Origin of the sequence: Prodigiosinella aquatilis, from assembly GCA_030388725.1 — a bacterium.
In the GTDB taxonomy this organism is placed as follows: domain Bacteria; phylum Pseudomonadota; class Gammaproteobacteria; order Enterobacterales; family Enterobacteriaceae; genus Prodigiosinella; species Prodigiosinella aquatilis.
On sequence record CP128857.1, the window covers coordinates 3,387,473 to 3,407,698 of the forward strand.

General features: G+C 52.3%; 18 protein-coding genes and 1 pseudogene. 7 read left to right on the forward strand and 12 right to left on the reverse strand.

The features are described from left to right. Position 1 precedes the first annotated feature (1 nt). The 4 genes from PCO85_15705 to PCO85_15720 all read right to left on the reverse strand — a co-directional run bounded on the left by PCO85_15705 (position 2) and on the right by PCO85_15720 (position 4,066). Entirely contained in the window at positions 2-382 is a 381-nt protein-coding gene (locus tag PCO85_15705) for a 5-carboxymethyl-2-hydroxymuconate Delta-isomerase (GenBank protein WJV52662.1), read from the reverse strand. An 88-nt stretch (positions 383-470) separates the two neighbouring features. Beyond that, positions 471-1,322 (reverse strand): 3,4-dihydroxyphenylacetate 2,3-dioxygenase, encoded by an 852-nt coding sequence (hpaD, locus tag PCO85_15710; protein ID WJV52663.1) that lies wholly within the window; start codon positions 1,320-1,322, stop codon positions 471-473. A gap of 9 nt (positions 1,323-1,331) precedes the next feature. After that, a complete protein-coding gene (hpaE, locus tag PCO85_15715) occupies positions 1,332-2,786 on the reverse strand; it encodes a 5-carboxymethyl-2-hydroxymuconate semialdehyde dehydrogenase (protein WJV52664.1) in 1,455 nt (484 codons plus the stop codon). Then, a complete protein-coding gene (locus PCO85_15720; GenBank protein WJV52665.1) occupies positions 2,783-4,066 on the reverse strand; it encodes a fumarylacetoacetate hydrolase family protein in 1,284 nt (427 codons plus the stop codon). Before PCO85_15720 ends, hpaE begins: the two co-directional genes overlap by 4 nt. 354 nt (positions 4,067-4,420) lie before the next feature. On the opposite strand from PCO85_15720, the gene hpaR reads away from it, so the two are divergent. Further along, positions 4,421-4,891: a homoprotocatechuate degradation operon regulator HpaR gene (gene hpaR, locus PCO85_15725; protein ID WJV52666.1), complete on the forward strand. Its 471-nt coding sequence runs from the start codon at positions 4,421-4,423 to the stop codon at positions 4,889-4,891. Between the two features lie 213 nt (positions 4,892-5,104). Further along, a complete protein-coding gene (locus PCO85_15730; protein WJV52667.1) occupies positions 5,105-5,773 on the forward strand; it encodes a LuxR C-terminal-related transcriptional regulator in 669 nt (222 codons plus the stop codon). A gap of 35 nt (positions 5,774-5,808) precedes the next feature. Here the strand turns inward: PCO85_15730 and PCO85_15735 are convergent. Next, positions 5,809-7,292: pseudogene (locus PCO85_15735) on the reverse strand (aldehyde dehydrogenase family protein). A gap of 372 nt (positions 7,293-7,664) precedes the next feature. On the opposite strand from PCO85_15735, the gene PCO85_15740 reads away from it, so the two are divergent. Then, entirely contained in the window at positions 7,665-8,768 is a 1,104-nt protein-coding gene (locus tag PCO85_15740) for a M20 peptidase aminoacylase family protein (GenBank protein WJV52668.1), read from the forward strand. 72 nt (positions 8,769-8,840) lie between these two features. Here PCO85_15740 and PCO85_15745 read toward each other — a convergent pair whose 3' ends face one another. The 6 genes from PCO85_15745 to PCO85_15770 form a co-directional block, all read right to left on the reverse strand. Then, the gene (locus tag PCO85_15745; GenBank protein WJV52669.1) at positions 8,841-9,932 is read right to left on the reverse strand and encodes an iron-containing alcohol dehydrogenase family protein; all 1,092 of its coding nucleotides are present in this window, start codon (positions 9,930-9,932) and stop codon (positions 8,841-8,843) included. A 211-nt stretch (positions 9,933-10,143) separates the two neighbouring features. Then, positions 10,144-10,929, reverse strand: coding sequence for an ABC transporter ATP-binding protein (locus tag PCO85_15750; protein ID WJV52670.1), 786 nt, complete (start codon positions 10,927-10,929; stop codon positions 10,144-10,146). After that, positions 10,926-11,702 (reverse strand): ABC transporter permease, encoded by a 777-nt coding sequence (locus tag PCO85_15755; GenBank protein WJV56106.1) that lies wholly within the window; start codon positions 11,700-11,702, stop codon positions 10,926-10,928. The genes PCO85_15750 and PCO85_15755 overlap by 4 nt, the downstream gene beginning before the upstream one ends. A 104-nt stretch (positions 11,703-11,806) precedes the next feature. Beyond that, positions 11,807-12,769, reverse strand: coding sequence for an ABC transporter substrate-binding protein (locus PCO85_15760; GenBank protein ID WJV52671.1), 963 nt, complete (start codon positions 12,767-12,769; stop codon positions 11,807-11,809). A 275-nt stretch (positions 12,770-13,044) separates the two neighbouring features. Continuing rightward, the gene (locus PCO85_15765) at positions 13,045-13,587 is read right to left on the reverse strand and encodes a HutD family protein (GenBank protein WJV52672.1); all 543 of its coding nucleotides are present in this window, start codon (positions 13,585-13,587) and stop codon (positions 13,045-13,047) included. Then, on the reverse strand, positions 13,587-14,948 hold the full coding sequence (locus PCO85_15770; GenBank protein WJV52673.1) for a formimidoylglutamate deiminase: 1,362 nt from the start codon (positions 14,946-14,948) through the stop codon (positions 13,587-13,589). Before PCO85_15770 ends, PCO85_15765 begins: the two co-directional genes overlap by 1 nt. 206 nt (positions 14,949-15,154) lie before the next feature. Between PCO85_15770 and hutI the strand changes: the two genes are divergently transcribed. From hutI to ybcJ, 4 genes are all read left to right on the forward strand, one after another. Then, the gene (hutI, locus tag PCO85_15775; protein ID WJV52674.1) at positions 15,155-16,366 is read left to right on the forward strand and encodes an imidazolonepropionase; all 1,212 of its coding nucleotides are present in this window, start codon (positions 15,155-15,157) and stop codon (positions 16,364-16,366) included. Beyond that, positions 16,366-17,163 carry an N-formylglutamate deformylase gene (gene hutG, locus PCO85_15780; GenBank protein ID WJV56107.1) on the forward strand — a complete coding sequence of 266 codons (798 nt, stop codon included), beginning with the start codon at positions 16,366-16,368 and terminating at the stop codon, positions 17,161-17,163. Before hutI ends, hutG begins: the two co-directional genes overlap by 1 nt. Before the next feature lie 243 nt (positions 17,164-17,406). Beyond that, on the forward strand, positions 17,407-18,273 hold the full coding sequence (gene folD, locus PCO85_15785) for a bifunctional methylenetetrahydrofolate dehydrogenase/methenyltetrahydrofolate cyclohydrolase FolD (GenBank protein ID WJV52675.1): 867 nt from the start codon (positions 17,407-17,409) through the stop codon (positions 18,271-18,273). Positions 18,274-18,296: 23 nt separating this feature from the next. Next, positions 18,297-18,509 carry a ribosome-associated protein YbcJ gene (ybcJ, locus tag PCO85_15790; GenBank protein ID WJV52676.1) on the forward strand — a complete coding sequence of 71 codons (213 nt, stop codon included), beginning with the start codon at positions 18,297-18,299 and terminating at the stop codon, positions 18,507-18,509. A 160-nt stretch (positions 18,510-18,669) separates the two neighbouring features. Here ybcJ and cysS read toward each other — a convergent pair whose 3' ends face one another. Further along, the gene (gene cysS / locus PCO85_15795) at positions 18,670-20,061 is read right to left on the reverse strand and encodes a cysteine--tRNA ligase (protein WJV52677.1); all 1,392 of its coding nucleotides are present in this window, start codon (positions 20,059-20,061) and stop codon (positions 18,670-18,672) included. Positions 20,062-20,226: the final 165 nt, after the last annotated feature.

Genomic DNA, 20,226 nt, shown 5'->3' on the forward strand with positions numbered 1-20,226 from the left:
TTCAGCGAAACAGTGCATGAACGTTGTTCTGTTTGAAATTGAGGACTGGATGTAACTCCTCCACCACCAATGACAACGCCAGATAACGCTCGGCCATCAGCTCGGCAAAATGCGCCTGAATACAGGCGAACAGGGATATCATCACCGGTTGTAGCGCCGCCAGATCCCGGCCGTGACCGATTTTCAGTGTCATATGGACAAAAGCGTAATCTTGTTTACCGTCAGCCATCTGCCAGGTATCAATCCAGTGCGCCCGGCTGCGAATCCCGCCGAGTGGAAAAATGCCGCTGTCCGCCAGTAACGTGTTGACTTGGGCAAACAGCACTGGCAGACGTGCCTGCTGACGAATATTTTCGGTACATTCCGTCACAAAATGGGGCATAACAAACTCCTGTATTCAGTATTCAGGGACGGCAAAAGGCGTCCCTGTCGGCAATAAGGGCATGCCAATTTCTGTGTTAACGATGATCTCAGACGGTCAGCGGGAAAACGGCGTTGACTTGCCCAGTGCCGGAGCTGGGGAACAGTTCGGTCACAAACTCCACGTGACCACGATAAGTATCCCAGCCCATCAGCCCCATCAACATGACGGTGTCATGCATGTTTCCTTCGCCATAGCAGTAGTCGGCATATTCCGGCAACATGCGGCAGAATTCGGCGAACAAGCCCTCACGCCATAGCTTCACGACGCGTTTATCCATCTGCTTATCGAACTCGCGTGTCCAGGCGTTCATGCCCTGTTCAGCACGTTGATCGTCGATGAAACGGTGAGAAAGCGATCCACTGGCCAGTACGGCTACCGTACCATCATATTTTTCGATGGCGCGGCGCACCGCTTCCCCCATACGACGGCTGTCGGCAAAGTCATGCACGGTGCAGAAGGCAGAGAGAGAAACCACGTTGAAGTAACGATCGCTGTTCATGTATCGCATCGGCACCAGCGTGCCATATTCAAGACTCAGGGTTTCGATGGCATGAGCCTTGGCCCGCACACCATGGGCCGAAGCTTCCTCGGCAATCAGATAACCCAGTTCCGGATTACCGTCATATTCGTACTCCATGTCTCGAATAAAGTGTGGTAGTTCGTGGCTGGTGTAGACACCTTTATAGTGACGATTACAGTTAATGTGGTACGCACTGTTCACCAGCCAGTGCGTGTCAAACACCACGACCGTATCGACGCCCAGCTCACGGCAGCGTCGGCTGATTTCCCGGTGTCCATCGATAGCGGCCTGACGACAACCGTGGTACTGACCCGGTAATTCCGACAGGTACATCGAAGGAACGTGGGTAATTTTTGCTGCTAACGCTAACTTGCCCATCGGTGACTCCTACTCACCCCATTTAGGGATGTGATGATCGCCAAAAGAGATACAAACGTTTTTCAGTTCTGCAAACACGTCAAGGCTGTATTCGCCGCCTTCACGACCAGTACCGGAAGCTTTGATGCCGCCAAATGGCTGCCGCAGATCGCGCACATTCTGTGTGTTGACAAACACCATGCCAGCTTCAATGCCGCGCGACAGGCGCAATACCTTGCTAACATCCTGCGTCCAGAGATAGGAAGCCAGACCGTATTCCACATCGTTGGCCAGACGTAAACCTTCCGCTTCATCTTTGAATGGCAACAGGCAGGCCACCGGACCGAAGATCTCCTCCTGTGCCACACGCATCCGGTTGTCGACATCGGCCAGCACCGTCGGACGAAGGAAATGCCCTTGACTTAGTCCCGCCGGTTTATCCGGGCCACCCGCCAGCAGCGTGGCGCCTTCTTCAATGCCGAGACGAATGTAGCGGGAAACTTTTTCCCAGTGTTGCTGACTGATCAGCGCGCCCACCTGAGTGTTGGGATCGGTGGGATCACCGACGCGCAAGCGATTGGCGCGTTCGGCAAAACGTTTAACAAATTCGGGATAGATACTTTGCTGGATAAAGATGCGTGAGCCTGCAGTACAGCGTTCGCCATTAAGCGAGAAGATGGTGAACAACGCCGCATCCAGCGCACGCTCAATATCCGCATCTTCAAACACCAGCACTGGCGACTTGCCACCCAGCTCCATGGAAAATTTTTTCAGCCCGGCGTTCTTCATGATCTGACGGCCGGTAGCGGTTCCTCCCGTGAAGGAGATCGCGCGTACATCGTGATGACGCACCAGCGCATCCCCCGCCGTGGCACCATAACCCTGCACCACATTCAGCACACCCGGCGGAATCCCCGCCTCCAACGCCAACTCGCCCAGACGATCGGCGCTGAGTGGCGACAATTCGGACATTTTCAGCACTGCGGTATTTCCCAGCGCCAGACAGGGTGCTGTTTTCCAGGTTGCCGTCATAAACGGGACATTCCACGGCGATACCAACGCACAAACACCCACCGGTTGCAGCAATGTATAGTTGAGCATCGTGCTATCCACCGGATAGGTCCGCCCATTCATCTGCTGACATGTTTCTGCAAAGAAGTCGAAGTTGTGTGACGCCCGCGGGATCAGCACATTTTTGGTCTGATGAATCGGCAGGCCGGTATCGGCGGTTTCCAGTTCGGCAATCGCCGATACGTTCTGGTCGATCAATTCACCCAAACGGCGCATCAGACGTGCGCGCTCTTTCATCGGGGTATCGGCCCATTTCGGGAATGCATTTTTCGCCGCTGCTACTGCCTGATGGATCTCTTTTTCCCCACCGGAAGCGACTTCCGCCAGCACCGCTCCGGTTGCCGGATTGATGGTGGTAAAGTAGTCATCGCTACTGACATTTTTACCATTAATCCAATGATTTATTTTTTTCATTCCAGGCTATCCTCAAACTGTTGTTCACTGACGATCCGGTTGGTTAAGCGACCAACACCCTCCACTTCCACCACTACTTCATCGCCGGGTTTCACATCGGCCAAGCCTTTTGGTGTGCCGGTGGCAATCATGTCGCCGGGCTGCAACGTCATGAATTCGCTCAGCCAGGCGACCAGAAAAGGCACATCAAATACCATGTTGCAGGTATTGCCAGACTGACGTAACTCGCCATTCACAAAGGTTTTCAATTGCAAGTTTTGCGCATCGGGAATCAACTCGCGCGGTACGATGGTGTGTAGCAGCGGCGTGAGCGTGTCGCGACTTTTCACCCGCAGGTTGGGGCGATAATAGTTTTCCAGATAATCGCGCACCGCATAGTCATTACACACGGTGTACCCCTGCACATATTCAAGCGCCTGTTCACGACTGACGTTGCGCGCGGTTTTACCGATCACCACCACTAACTCCGCCTCGTAATGCATGTATTCCAGATGATCCGGGCGCACGCTGACAGCGTTGTCACCGGTCAACGTATTAGGTGCCTTGATGAAAACCAACGGCTCTTCCGGTGCATTGAAATCCAGTTCCGTGGCATGGTCGGCATAGTTCAGCCCCAACGCAAACAGCGTTGGATAGGCATCAGGCTGTTCCATCTCAATGGCTTGGTTCGTGAAATGGTTAGTCAGGGATGGCAAGCCATCAGCGTTGATGACCACCGTGTCTCCCGCCATGACCGGCACACGTTGCTGCGGTGTGCCCAGTAGAATGAGATCGCCTGGCTGAAGCGTGGCGAAATCACTCAATGCAGCGATCAACGTTGCCGCGTCACGATGCAGTTCTGACGTCGACCAGCGCTGCTTCACCACGCCGTTGACTTCGGTGACAATGTCCAGCGCACTGACATCCTGAATCCCGCTCATTTCACCAATCGGGCAGAAACCATCACGACATTTCGCTTTGATGGCTGGCCGGTAGAAGCTCTTTTCCGCCAGACTCAGCTCATTCACCAGCACATAACCGGCGATATATTGCGGGGCATCCGTCGAGGCCACTTTGCGTGCTTTTTTACCCATCACCACCGCCAGTGTGCCGCCGCTGAAAACCTGCTGCCCTGACGGCAAAGAGATCATGTCCTGATCGCAGCAATGGGTATTACGCGGTTTGATAAACCAAACTGGTGTTTTGGGTGGCGTCTTATAGGGCGCCAAATGGAAATCCTCATCCCAGGCCGCGATCTGAGATGAGTGGTTTAACGCGACAGCAAATACAGACCTCTTCATTATTGTCTTTCCTCACACGAGAACATGTCCTGCACGCTATTGTTAACATGTTAATGACATAATTATTAGATCGGGTATGAAGAACAAATCAATCGAATGTTATGGAATTGTGATCCAGTTATCACTTAAACAATTAGAGTATAACTATATAATTTATATATAAAAAATATAAAATTTACGTTATTGTTAATTTTTTGTTATTTGATTTCGTGATAAAGATCACTTTATTAACTTGTTAATGTTTTAGGATTTATTTTCATCGATATGTTTTATTTGCTAGGCAGTTGGAGAGTCAGAAAATATACTGGGAATCAGCAATGCTTCAGATCACTCTTTGATGAAACCGGAATGCTTATGCATGAATCCCTGACAATTGCGTTACTTCAAGCGCGTGAAACGGCAATGCGTTTTTTCAGGCCGATACTGAACCGCCACAATCTTACTGAACAGCAGTGGCGCATTATTCGTATTTTGGCGGAACGCCGTTCACTGGACTTTCACTCACTGGCAAGAGAAGCCTGTATTTTGCGGCCAAGCCTCACTGGCATCCTGACGCGGCTGGAGCGAGACGGGCTGGTTTTTCGTCTCAAGCCGCTTAACGATCAACGCAAATTGTTTGCTTCCCTGACACCTCAAGGCGTCACGCTTTACCAGCAAGCATGCAGCGAGATTGAAGCTGGCTATCAGCAAATAGAAGAGCAGTTTGGTCCGCAAAAAATGAAGCAGCTAAAAGCGTTGCTGTATGAATTTAACGCTCTGTGCGCCTCTGGCATGCAGGGTGAGACACAAGATATTGCCGCACTGCCACAGGATCTTACGGGGTAACCAGGCGTTGCTTTATGGAAACATTTAGGGAAATCTTCACAGATTACGACGCCCGTCACACCCTCTCACTCTTTCGCGGCTTTATCGCTAATTATCAATCTATTACCAATAACACATCGAATACAACCAATTACGATGTCAGGTTTGACTGCGCTTATGGATGGGCAATTGGTGCGCTTATAGAAACCAATAAGAAATTGTGAGGAATCCAGAATGCCGAAAGTGACTTTAACAATACAATCTGATGCGTTCATCTATAGCTGTCTGGAAAATATCACCCGGCTGATTCCCGGCTCGTTCGGCGCTTTCTATCTGGTGGATGAGCAACTGATGCCTCAGCAGCATATTTTATCCGGCATTTCCAAAGAGATGCATCAAAGCTATATGCGTGAATTTTTAGCGTTGGATCCGCTGCACCCAAAACGTTTCAACCATCAGCCAGTGACCTTCGCCGGGCTGGATGATACCTTTCGCAAAACCCCGTATTACCACCGGTTTATGAAACCGTATGCGATAGGCGATATGAACGAAATCTTTGTGCGTAAGCAGAAAAAGATTGTCGCCGCCCTTTCGCTGATGCGGGATAAACCCTTTACATCACAAGAGAGTATGCGCTTACGTGCCACCTTGCCGTTAATAGAGGTGGCAACCGCGGAGTTATTACCCTCGGAAGCACCACAACGGCTGACACGCAAAGAGCAGGAAGTGGTGGAGATGATTCGCGAAGGAGCCTGCAATAAACATATTGCCAGTCACCTTAATATTGCTCTTTCGACAGTAAAAACCCACCTGCGCAATATCTTCATCAAGACACACGCCAGCAATCGCACCGAACTGCTGCGTAATGTCAATGCAACATGGTATGAAAAGCGGATCAGCTAGGGCAGTATCATCATCGTCCTGCCCTGTTAACTTTTTTAGTAACGCACCATAACCGACTTTAGCTCGGTGTAATCCTCAATAAACGCACTGCCGAATTCGCGCCCAACACCAGAGCCTTTCATGCCGCCAAAGGGCACGGCAGGATCGAGGAAGGTATGCATATTCACCCAGACCATGCCGGCTGCAATGCTTTCACTGTAGCGCAGTGCCTTGCTGATATTGTGCGACCAGACGCTGGCTGCCAAGCCGAATGCTGAACTGTTGATGAGATCCAACGCCTGTTGCTCGTCACGATAGGCGATAAAACCGCACACCGGACCGAAGGTTTCTTCCCGCATCAATGTGTCATCCGGTTGAGAGACACGAATGGCCGTGGGTTGGACGAAAAAGCCGTCTCTCTCCAGGGCGTGGCCACCGCAAATAATGTCGTTGCCCTCACGCCGCGCGGTATCAATCAGGCTAAGCACTTTGTCAAACTGCACCCGGTTAGCCAGCGGGCCCATTTCCGTGCTTTCATCCAGCGGCGATCCCAATTTCATCGCTGCCAGCCGTGTTTTCAGCATTGACAAAACCACATCAATCTTCTCTTCGGGAAGGTAGAAACACTCGGCAGCAGCACAAATTTGCCCTTGATTGAGATACCCCGCTTCGATGATGCCATTGACCATCTCCTCTGGCGCCATATCGTCAAAAAATAGCGCGGCATTTTTCCCCCCAGTTCCAGCGTGACGCGTTTGCTCCCCTCGGTTGCCATCCGGTTAACGGCATGGCCAGTCGCCACTGAGCCAGTAAAGCTGACCTTGGCACAAGCGGGATGAGAAATCAGTTGTGGACCCAGTGTGGCTCCCGGACCGTTGATCACATTCAGCACGCCGGCCGGAAAACCGCTTTCCATCGCCAGTTCGGCTACCCTCAGCAACGTCAACGGCGTGTACTCGCTGGGTTTCAGCACCACGGTACAACCACAGACCAGCGCCGCTGCCAGTTTCCAAACAGCAATCATAATAGAGAAATTCCAGGGAACGATGCCGACCACCACACCTACCGGCTGGCGACGGGTAAATGCGGTATATTTCTCCCCGGCAAAGGAAGGCAGGGAAACATCAAGCGTTTCGCCACTGATTTTCCCTGCCCAGCCGGCAAAATACCGTAAAAACGCTACTGACTGATCAAGCTCCAGCATACGCGACAGCGTAATGGTTTTGCCTGAACAGAGGCTTTCCAGCTGTGCCAGCTCTTCACGGTGTTGTTCCAGCTTGTCTGCCAGCTTTAACAACAGCGTACCGCGCTGTAAGGTGGGCATCTCACGCCAGGAAGAAAATGCCTCACGCGCAACCTGCATCGCGGCATCGGCTTGTAATGCATCAGCGCTGAAAACCTGCGACAGCGGTTTACCCGTGGCGGGATTGATGACGTCAAACGGCTCACCACTACCGGGTACAACATCACCATTAATGAAATTACCATGTGAACGGCTGAGGAAAGCCATCACCTGAGGAAGTAACGTAACATCACTCATGTGACACTCCTTTTATTCTTGTTATACAGCAGAGACAGAGAAAGATGTGCAATCAAAAAAAAGTGCACACAGGAGTAATGATGTAAACACGGTGAAAGGACTGAAAGATATCAACCAAAAGGATGAATTTTCTGCATAGATTTCATTTTCGGGCTGCGATAGCTGACCGTCTATTGATCTGACAACATTCTTCCGATGCAATGATGGATAGAGCCGCTGATAAACCACAACCTCACCTGACTGACCTTGATGGATAAGCGCTGTTTAACCGGTAATCTGAGTATCATGGCTGGTACGATCACCATAACGTTGATGGTTGGCCCGAGAGTTGCTTTATTCAGCTTCTGCTGATCGATAACAGAGAACCAATACATGTCCATTGTTTTAGCGCATTACCATTACCTTCACACGATTCCAGAGCTGGGGTTTCAGGAGTTTCAGACCGCCGATTATATCGCCAACCAGTTAGAAGCAGTGGGCTATAACGTCACCCGTGGCGTTAGCGGCACCACCGGTATCGTCGCCGAGCTGGACAGCGGTCTTCCCGGTCCAGTGCTGGCGCTACGTGCCGACATGGATGCACTCGGCCATATCATCAATGGCGAACACTGCGCCCGCCATACCTGTGGTCATGACGCGCACGCATCGGTGGTGCTGACCGTAGCACAGGAGATCATACGCGAAGGCAGTGTGAAAAAGGGCCGGCTGAAGATCCTGTTTCAACCCGCAGAAGAACTGGCTACTGGCGCTATCGCCATGGTGGAAGGCGGTGCTATTGATGATGTGGAGATGCTTCTCGGCTTTCACCTGCGTCCGGTTGAAGAGTGTGTATTGGGTGAAGCCATTCCGGCCATGTATTACTCTGCCAGCAGTACACTGGAAGTGACTTTTCACGGCAAACCCGCCCACGGTGCACGCCCCCATCTGGGTATTAATGCGCTAGAGGCCGCCTCCCATGCCGTCATGGCGGTAAAAGCCGTCCCTTTGCCGCCACATCTCACCTGGAGCGCCAAAGCCACTCGTTTTCTGTGCGACGCGGGCGTCACCAATTCCATTCCGGATAAAGCCGTCGTCTGCTGGGATCTGCGTGCCGCACACAACGACACAATGGATCTGCTGAAAGAGAAAGTGACCTGTGCTATCGAGCACAGTGCCGCAGCCTTTGGCGCTATTGCCGATGTCAAACTGATGAAATTCATCCCGGCGGCGGAAATTCATCAAGACGCCACGACCCTGATCAGTGAAGCGATTGTTGATGTGCTGGGGAGCGCTGGATTAACCCCACCCCAAAGCACGGTTGGAGGGGAAGATTTCTTCTTCTATCCACGTCTGCGCCCAAATGTAAAAGCCGGATTCTGGGGGTTGGGAACCAACCTTGAACCCGGCTTACATCACCCTGACATGCACTTCGACCTGAAGTCACTGGAGGTGGGCGTGCGAATTTTCAAGCGCTGTATAGAAAAGGCACTAGGCTAGCCCACCGCTCATCTGCCGGTGTATATCATCCGGCAGTTGCCCTTTCGATAACACCGGTTGTTCTGATCAACTTCAGCCCGTGATTGCGCGTTCAGCCAACGCTTCAACGCGATAAATTGCCTGATGAATCATATCTTCAGTGACACTAAATGGCAGATTGTCCATATCCGGTGCCACTACCGATGCCCGGACAATGGTCTTCAATTCATCCTCCGTCAGGTCTGGACAGATGTCAGCCAGCGCTAGCGGCACCGCACAGACACGCGCCAGCCGGATAGCCTCCAGCAACTCGTCATCGCTGCGTTGTTCCAGTGCCAGCAAACACAGATTACCGAATCCCACCAGCAAACCATGGCCAAACTCGCGGGTCTTGTCACACGCCGTAAACCCTTCATACAACGCATGAGATGCCGCCGCGTGAGCGCCACTGGCCATCAACGACGTTAATCCGGCAAACAGGAAGATGGCATCCAGCACCTGATCCAACGCATCGCTGCTTTTTCCGGCATTCACCGCCTGACAGGCTTCAGCACCATAGCGGTTAATCAGTTGAAAACAGATTTCGCTGTTGGCCCGAGAAGACGCCGCAAACCCGCTGTCGTTACGACCGGTATCAATCGCCCTGAATTCGTACCATTTAGCCAGCGTATCGCCCAGCCCGGCGGCCAACCAGCGTAATGGCGCCCGTGCCAGCAAGCCACTGTCGATCACCACGGCGGCCGGGGCAACGGACAAATGGTACAGGTCGTGAAAATGGCCGTCATCGTGGTAACGCACCGACAACGGTGTAACAGCGGCACAGGTGGCCGCGATAGTCGGCAAAGTCACCACCGGGATAGCGCACTGGAATGCCACCGCCTTGCCAGTATCCAGCGCTTTACCACCGCCCACCGCCAACAACACATCACTGCCGGTTTCACGCACTCGCTCACACAGCCGCTCGATCTGGCTGATACTGCAATGCTCGCCAGACCACTCCACCGCTGCCAGCGCCACATCCACCTGTTGCAACTGCCCGTGAATCAGCGCTTCCGTGGCAGCCAATGCCTTTCGGCCCCCGACCACTAACACCCGTGTACCCAATTGGGCACACAATGTTCCCAGTTGCTGGCTTACACCTGCCCCACGCAGTACGGTAGCAGGGAAAAAAACCTGTTGTGTCATAATCCTTCCTGTGATCTGTCTTATAAATGCAACGTTTCGAAACAAAACCTTAATCAGACAAACTTTATGCCATATTCACACCCTACGGGTACAGCAGGTATCACTGGATACGGTAACAATATCGACACAACCTTGGTTCACTGCTTATTTTGTCATTAGCAAATTCAGTTGATGCTCCACCGCACAGGCTTGGCGCTAGCGGTGGTCTCCATCAGTGCGTCAGAGCTTGTCGGGTTTCACTGCGAATCTCTTCGGTAATCTGCGCTTTCAACGCCATGAACGCCGGCGACGTTTTCAGGGTATAGTCACGGGGCCAGGGGAAATCCACTGCCACTTCATGTTTAATCTGTCCCGGCCGAGCACTAAAAATCGCGACTTTGTTCGCCATGAAAATGGCTTCATCAATGTCATGAGTGACAAACAACACCGTCTTGCGCGATGATTCCCAAACTGACAACAAGAGCTCCTGCATCATCACCCGGGTCTGGTTATCCAGCGCACCAAACGGTTCGTCCATCAGCAACACTTTTGGATCGTTAGCCAATGCGCGGGCAATGGCAGTACGCTGCTGCATCCCGCCAGACAGTTGGCGTGGGTAGTGATGTTCAAAACCACGCAACCCCACCTGATGAATATAATAATTACTGCGCTCTTTTTGTTGTGCCTTACTGACACCACGCTCCTGTAAACCAAAGCAGATATTTTCCTGCACCGTCAGCCACGGAAACAGCGTGTAACTCTGGAACACCATGCCACGATCAGCACCCGGCCCATCGACCAGGCGGCCATCCAGCCACACTTCACCACGGGTCGGTTCATCCAACCCGGCGATAATCCGCAGCAGCGTCGATTTACCGCAACCGGAAGGACCGAGAATAGTGATAAAGTCATTCTCATTCACTTGATATTCAATCGGTTTCAGTGCCTGGATAGTTTCGCCTTTCGGCCCGGTGAAAACCCGCTCAACCTGGCGTACGGATAATTTACTGTATTTCATCGCAACGCACTCCAGGCAAATAACCGGCGGTTAGCGGCTTTAAACAGAAAATCAGACAGCAAGCCGATACAGCCGATCACAATAATGCCGAAGATGATTTGTCCGGTATTGAGCAGTGCCTGGCTATCGACAATCATATGACCGATACCGCTGGAAGAGCCAATCAGCTCCGCTACAATGACATAGGTCCAGGCCCATCCCAGCACCAACCGCAACAGTTCAGCGATATCCGGCGCGGCACCGGGAATCAATACTCGTCGCACAATACTGCGACTGGAACACCCCAGTGTATAGGCCGCTTCCACCAGATCACGACGTGCAGTGCCGACAGTGACGGCCACCATCAGGACAATCTGGAAAAAGGAACCGATGAAAATCACCAGTATTTTCTGCATTTCGCCGATCCCCGCCCATAAGATCAGCAAAGGGATAAAGGCTGATGCCGGTAGATACCGGCAGAACGAGACAAACGGCTCAAAAAATGCCTCCACCAGCTTATAAGCGCCCATCAGAATCCCCAGCGGGACACCGATAATGGCCGCCAATAGAAATCCAGCCAGTACGCGCATTACCGTCATGCCGATATCCAGCGAGAAGTTGTACTCCGTAAACAACAGTACGCCTTCATGCAGCATGGTCAGCGGATCGGCCAGGAATGTGGGTGATACGGCGCCACCGAATGTCACCAGCGACCAGATAGCAACAAACAGCACAAAGAAAGCGACCCCCAGCGTCCAGCGTAGACGGGAAGAAACCGGCCTCAGCGGCACCATCAGCGGATTATGTACGCGCGACGCGGCGTCCGGCAGAGCAGTTGGCGTTTGGGGCGCAGCATTGACCGCACTGGTGAAACTGTTCACATCAGACTCCTCCATGGTCATTTCACATAACTGGCGTCATACAGGGTGGAAATATCTGGTTTTTTGCGAATAACTTTCGCTTCCAGTAATAGTTTGGCGGCTTCATTGCTGAACTGTTGAATTTCACCGTTGAAAAAGCGGCGGTTCTGCTCACGATCCTGCCAACGCAGATAACTGGCGGACTGAGCAAATGCCTTGCCGGTCGATTTCACTGCCGCTCCCATGATTTCATAGGATTTCTCCGGCTGTGATTTGATCATCGCCAGCGCATCGAAATAGCTTTCCACCAGCGCTTTCCCAGCCTGTGGATTCTGCTGCAAAAATGCCGGGGTACAACCCAGCGTGTCCATTACCATTGGATAATCCAGCGTGGTGGCCAGAATTTTGCCCGTTTGAGGGTGCTGACGAATAGTGGAAAGGTACGGTTCGTAGCTCATCGCTGCATCATTCTGGCCTGCGACGAACGCTTGCGCCGACGCCTGCGGTGACAGTGTGGCTATCTTCACATCTTTCATACTCATGCCATTTTTATCCAGCATCCAGGCCAGCGCAAAATATGGCGAGGTGCCCGGCGCGTCCACACCAATGGTTTTGCCTTTCAAATCCTCAATACGCTTGATGTCATTGCGTACCGCCAGACCATCCGCACCATAAGATTTATCCAGTTGAACGATTTGTTTGAGTACCACACCGCTGGCCGCCCAGGAAACATAGGTTTCCACCGTAGTCGCCGCACACTGAATAGCGCCTGACGCCACCGCCAGATGGCGATCTCTCTGCGGAATCATTTTCATATCCACATCCAGACCATGTTTTTTAAAGATCCCGGCTTTATCAGCCAGCGTCAGCGGCGCGAAGCCCGTCCAGCCAGAGATGCCAATCGCAACCGGTATCTCTGCGGCACGGGTAACAAATGCAACCGAAAGGCAGGCTATCATCAGGGATATTTTCCAACTGGCGCGGTGTAGTGGTGTACTCATTTTCCTGCTCCTGTCGATAAAGAGTGGCTCGAAAACTCAAGTGTATAGTCTTGTCTATACAAGCAATGGTTGTGCCAGCTTTCTTTAGCTGGCGCAATCGCTCTCGGCATACTCGACACAGCCAGTTATCGGGGCCCACACTGCGCAAAAACGGTGCGTCGCGCACCATAAGTAACCAACGATTTTATAAGGTAATTTAGCCCGTTTCGTTCACCGATACTTCTCATCGGCAGTGGTTGTAATATACATAAGAGATCGGTCTACCCAGTTGGGCATCACCGCACAATAATGGCCGCATAGAGCAACAATGCATCATCACTCTGGGGAATGATCGCTGGTGCATGAGACTGCCACCACATGCCCTCACCTACAGAGAGCATCCGATTGGCTGTCTGCCATCGACCGCGCAGAACGTACACCACACCATCAGTAACCACAGCAGGAACCTGCGTTTTTGCCACCACCGTGACCGTGGCCCGATGGCTGTCACGCTGCGTCATGATGTTGAAATCCATACTGACGCCGCCGCACAAATGGGCAACCAGGGTTTGCTCGCCAGCAAAATGAAAAGGGGAATGAAGACTGAGCCGATGGTAAAAATCCTTACCGCTCAGCTCAACACCGTCGCCGGATAACAAGGTAATAATACGATCCACACCGGGGAAACAGGAAAAGTCACCATCACGGGCAATGGTGGCGATACTGGCCCGCCAGAAAAAATCCCCCGGCGCAGGCGGAATGCGGCAAATCTCACGGGTTTCTCCGCCGCCGTTTTTCCAGGAGCTGACCGGTAAATCCGGCAAAGAGAAAAAGTGCATTACGCCTCCTGCCACGCTTTCATTACGTCAATAAACAACCGGTCAAACTCCTCGTCCAACGCATGATGTCCATGATCAATAACCTGTTTTCCCGCCACCCAGACGTCACGGATCTGCTGCTGCCCGCCAGCAAATAACCAGCGGTTAAGCAGTGTTTCATCACTGATGGCGCTGAGCATCGCATCTTCAGTCAACACCAGCCAATCCGCACGCCAGCCCATCGCCAATGCACCAACAGGCACACGGCACGCCTGCGCGCCACCACCCAATGCCTGCTGATACAACACTGTTCCGACGCACGGTTGCTGGGCGGTTACTACCCGGTTTCGACGTCGGTCACGCAGACGCTGGGCATACTCCAGCCAGCGAAGTTCTTCCACCACATTCAGGGACACATGGCTGTCAGAACCGATTCCCCAGCGCCCGCCAAGATCGACATAACGATCCAGAGGGAAAATGCCGTCGCCAAGGTTGGCTTCGGTGGTCGGACATAAGCCCGCTACCGCCTGGCTATGTGCCAGCTGTTTAATTTCATGATCATCAAGATGTGTCGCATGCACCAGGCACCAGCGCGCATCAACGGCAAAACGGTTGAATAGCCAGCTCACCGGACGTTCACCACTCCAGGCCAGACAGTCATCCACTTCTTTTTGCTGTTCGGCAATATGAATATGGATTGGTAAATCGCTACCAGTAGCTTCCAGAACATCTTCCATCTGGTTCTGGGTAACCGCACGCAGTGAGTGAAAACAGAGGCCATGACTAAGCCGCGGATGGTGGCGTACCTGTGCAGCCAGGTGTTGTTGTTGACGTAGATAGTGGTCGACATCCTGAATAAACCGTTTTTGCCCGGCCAATGGAGGCTGCGCACCAAAACCGCTATGGCTGTAAAGCACGGGTAGCATGGTCTGGCCGATACCGGACTGTTCCGCCGCCGCCAGCAGATGGCACAGCATGGCATCGCCCGGGTACGCTTTGCCTTTTGGGTCGTGGTGCAGATAGTGAAATTCAGCTACCTGACTATATCCGCCTTTGAGCATATCGATATAAAGCCGCGTAGCAATCACCCTGACCTGCTCTGGCGTCAAACGTGCCACCATACGATACATCAGATCGCGCCAGGTCCAGAAACTGTCTTGTGGATCCCCCGCCACTTCAGCCATTCCGGCCATCGCCCGCTGAAAAGCATGAGAATGCAGGTTGGTCATGGCAGGTACCACAATCCCCGACAGGCGGGTGGCTTCGCCAGCGGAAGCATCCCGCGTCACGGTCGAAAACCAACCCTGTTCATCAACATCAAAACGTACATTACGCGCCATACCATCAGGCAACAGCGCACGGGAAGCAAAATAAGCGGGCATGTCACATATCCTGTCAGTGCCATTGTATATACATATACATACACCAAAGCCCACGGTAAATAACATAATGCTTTTTTATGGCTTAATCACCTCTACCGTGTGACCTGCAACGAAAATAAGAAATTCCTATTGCTGTGTGGCTTGCCGAAACAAACTGCTGGCGTATAACTTGTCTATACAAGACTATAACACTAGTGGAGCACGCTATGACGCAGCACTGCGACAGCCTGTGGTTCGGGGCTGATCTGGTCACTCTGCGTGATGGCCAGTATCACATCATCAAAGATGGTGCGCTGGCCGTAACGGATGGGCGTATCGTCTGGCTGGGCGAACGCCGCGATATGTCATCCTTTTCTCCCACACACGCTACCAATTTTGGTGGTGGCATCATCACCCCTGGCTTGATCGACTGTCATACTCATCTGGTTTTTGGTGGTGATCGCAGCGGTGAGTTCGAACAGCGTCTGAACGGTGTCAGCTATGCGGATATCGCAGCCCAGGGCGGCGGCATTCTCGCTACCGTCACCGCCACTCGTGCCGCCAATAGTGAAAGTCTGGTACGCTCGGCCCGCTCTCGTCTGCAACCGTTGTTGGCAGAAGGCGTGACGACGATAGAGATAAAATCCGGCTATGGTCTGGATCTCGACAGCGAACTGAAAATGCTGCGCGTTATCCGGGCGCTGGGCAAGGAAACACCAGCACAGATTCTCGCTACCTGTCTGGCGGCACACGCTATCCCCCCCGAACTGAAGGGACAGGCCGATACCTGGATTGATATCGCCTGTAATCAACTACTGCCCGCCGTGGCCCGCGAAAATCTGGCCGACGCCGTGGATGCGTTCTGTGAACATCTGGCGTTCAGTCCACCACAGGTGGCACGTCTTTTTGAGGCGGCGAAAGCACACGGACTACCGGTCAAGTTGCATGCAGAACAGCTCTCATCATTACATGGCAGTCAACTGGCGGCCAGATTCACCGCGCTGTCTGCCGATCACCTTGAATATGCCACACCAGACGATGTCGCTGCGATGGCGGCAGCCGGTACAGTCGCCGTTCTGCTGCCAGGTGCCTATTACCTGTTACGGGAAACGCAAACACCGCCAGTCGATTTGTTTCGCCGCTATGGTGTGCCTATGGCTATTGCCAGCGATTGCAATCCCGGCACCTCACCCGCGCTGTCTCTGCGGTTGATGCTAAATATGGCCTGCACTCTGTTTCGTCTGACACCGGAAGAAGCGCTGGCGGGCGTCACTTTGCATGCAGCCAAGGCGCTGGGACTGCAACACAGCCACGGCTCTCTTGAAAGCGGTAAAGTGGCGGATTTTGTGCACTGGCCACTGTCGCGTCCGGCAGAAGTGGTGTACTGGTTGGGCGGGCAGCTCGCCTGTACGACAGTTTTCAGAGGAGTAATACGATGATGGAACCTTTTTCTTTTACTGCTGGCGATAGCCCGCTGCTGATCAGTATTCCTCACGCCGGGATCGCACTCACTCCCGAGGTTGCCGACGGGCTGAGTGACGCCGCACGTCCCTTGCCAGATACCGACTGGCATATTCCACAACTGTATGCCTTTGCTCACTCGCTTGGTGCCAGCATGCTGGCTGCCACCTATTCGCGGTTTGTTATCGATCTTAATCGACCAGCAGATGATCAGCCGCTGTATACCACCACAACCACCGGTTTATATCCAGACGTCCTGTTTGACGGCACGCCAGCCTTTCAACCGGGGAAAGAACCCCGGCCAGCACAACGCAAGGCGTATCTCGATACCATCTGGCACCCTTACCACCAGAAAATTCAGCAGGAGCTGGCCCAAATTAAACAACGGCATGGCTATGCATTGCTGTTTGACGCCCACTCTATCGCTTCATGCATCCCCCGACTGTTCGACGGCACCTTGCCGGATTTAAATCTGGGCACCAATAACAGCGTTAGTTGTGACGCGAATATTGAGCAGGCATTGATTACGGTTTGTGAAACACAGGAGCAGTGGCGTTGGGTGCTTAACGGGCGTTTCACAGGCGGCTACATCACTCGCGCTTACGGACTGCCGGCACAGCACCAACATGCGCTACAACTGGAGCTGGCCCAATGTAATTATATGCGTGAGACGTTGCCGTTCGACTGGCAGGAAGAAAAAGCCCGTGCCTTACAGACCATGCTGAAAAAAATAATCACGACATTCATGACAACAGCTGAACGCCTTTACCATTGATCACGTTAGTCATTCCGCGGCGATGACAAACCCGCGGAATGACTGAGTCCGAACGATAAAATCACAATAAAGCGATCGATCGCGTCTTTCTCGCAGCATCGCGCATTTTCACCGGTAGGGAAAAATTGTTCAGCAGCGACCATCAAAAGCAATTATGTTGACACAATGCCTGACAGCACGTGCAGGTTCTGACAAAATAGCCGACATTCTCCTCCGTTTTAAAAATGATGGATTTTCTTTCTGATGGTAGCAACGATTATTGATGGTAAAACGATTGCGCAGCAGGTCAAAGACGAAGTCGCTGTGCAGGTAAAACAGCGACTAGCTGAAGGAAAACGCGCTCCGGGCTTGGCAGTCGTGCTGGTGGGTGAGAATCCGGCCTCACAGATTTATGTCGCCAGCAAACGTAGGGTTTGTGAGGAAGTGGGCTTCGTTTCCCGCTCTTATGATTTACCGGCCACAACCACCGAGCCTGAACTGCTGGGGTTGATTGACCAATTAAACGCCGATAAAACCATTGACGGTATTCTGGTTCAGTTACCCCTGCCGGCAGGCATTGACAATACCAAAGTGATTGAGCGCATCGCTCCCGACAAAGATGTGGATGGCTTCCATCCTTATAACGTGGGCCGCCTGTGTCAGCGTGCGCCATTACTTCGCCCCTGCACCCCACGCGGCATCGTGACCATGCTGGAGCGTTATAATATTGATACCTTCGGGCTAAACGCCGTCGTCGTCGGTGCATCCAATATCGTTGGCCGCCCTATGAGTATGGAATTGCTGCTGGCAGGATGTACCACTACCGTAACCCATCGCTTTACCAAAGATTTACGCCACCATATCGAACACGCCGACTTGCTGGTCGTCGCGGTGGGTAAACCCGGATTTATTCCCGGTGACTGGATTAAACCCGGCGCGATCGTCGTTGATGTTGGGATTAATCGTCTGGAAAATGGGAAAGTCGTCGGCGACGTCGATTTTGAACAGGCGCAGTCACGTGCTTCCTACATTACTCCCGTACCAGGAGGTGTTGGCCCGATGACGGTAGCGACCTTGATTCAAAATACCTTGCAGGCCTGTGAAGAATTTCACGATAACACAACGCGTTAACCTAAAACCTTAAGCAGGAAAGTATGGAAATTTTTCATCTGGAAAATCACCCGCATGTCGAACTGTGCGATTTGCTGAAATTACTGGGCTGGAGTGAAAGCGGCGCTGCTGCAAAACTGGCCATTGCGGCAGGTGAAGTCAGTGTCGATGGACACACAGAAACACGTAAACGCTGCAAAATCGTGGCCGGACAAACCGTCTGTTTCAATGACGAGACGGTAGAAATCAAAGCGTAAAAAGAAGCCCGGTCAATAAACCGGGCTCCAGATCTGGATGACAAACCTTTTATCGTTCTATACCGTTATTTCCGAAACATCCTGAATAACTTCACACATCAAGGATAACGTTCATTGCGCGGCAATGAACGGGTAAGACACGATCCATCAATATCATCAGCTACTTACGCCGCCAAATGGTTCCCTGCGCCCCATCTTCCAGCACAATCCCCATGTCGTTAAGCCGATCACGGGCTTCATCAGCCAGTGCCCAGTTTTTAGCCTGACGCGCATCATTACGCTGCTTGATCAACGCTTCGATTTCACTGACTTCATTCGTGTCAACCCCAGCCCCAACGCCATTTTGCAGGAAAAGTTCCGGATCCTGTTCCAGCAGCCCAAGAACTTTAGCCAGTTTACGCAACTCAGCTGCCATCGCATCAACGGCCTGCGGATCTTCCGTTTTCAGTCGGTTAACCTCGCGTGCCATGTCAAACAACACCGAATACGCTTCCGGCGTATTAAAGTCATCATTCATCGCATCACGAAAACGGGCTTCAAAGACATCGCCGCCTTTCGCCTCTGCATCAGCATTCGTACCACGCAATGCGGTGTACAGACGATCCAGCGCGGCGCGGGCCTGCTTTAAATTTTCTTCGCTATAATTCAGTTGACTGCGATAGTGACCGGACATCAGAAAATAACGGATGGTTTCCGCATCGTAATACGCCAGCACATCACGCACGGTGAAGAAATTATTCAGGGATTTGGACATCTTTTCCCGATCAACCATCACCATGCCGGAATGCATCCAGTAATTCACATACTCGCCGCCATGTGCACAGGTGGACTGGGCAATCTCGTTTTCATGATGTGGAAACATCAGGTCTGAGCCACCGCCATGAATATCAAAATGCTCGCCCAACTGTTTGCAGTTCATGGCGGAACACTCAATATGCCAACCTGGACGACCGTCTCCCCACGGGGAAGACCAGCTTGGTTCACCCGGCTTGGACATCTTCCACAACACAAAATCCATCGGATTACGTTTAACTTCAGCGATTTCGACCCGCGCTCCCGCTTTCAACTGTTCCAGATCCTGACGGGACAAAACACCATAGCCCGGTGCGGTATCCACCGAAAACATGACATCACCATTTAACGCAACATAAGCGTGTCGGCGAGCAATCAGTTTCTCAACCAGCGCAATAATTTCGGCAATATGGCGTGTGGCTCTGGGTTCTTCATCAGGGCGCAGAATATTAAGTGCGTCAAAATCCGCATGCATTTCAGCGATCATTCGGTTGGTCAACTGCTCATAAGATTCGCCATTTTCTGCGGCGCGCTTGATGATTTTGTCATCAATATCCGTGATATTTCGGACATACTTCAGCGAATACCCCAGATACCGCAGATAACGAGCCACGACGTCAAACGCGACAAAGGTACGTCCATGACCGATATGGCACAGGTCATAAACCGTTATCCCGCACACATACATGCCGACGTTGCCAGCGTGGATGGGTTTGAATTCCTCTTTTTGGCGACTCAGGGTATTAAAAATCTTTAGCATCGGGGTATTCCATGATATTCGCAGGATATGAAAATCACTGTTGGTTCTCAGTGAGAAAAAAATAAACGCTTTCTGGGTATATTACCCAACAGTGTATTGAAACCTGAACCCTACTCTATTGCAAGCGTACAAGTGCAAGACCGACACCTTGTCGGCGCGCTATTT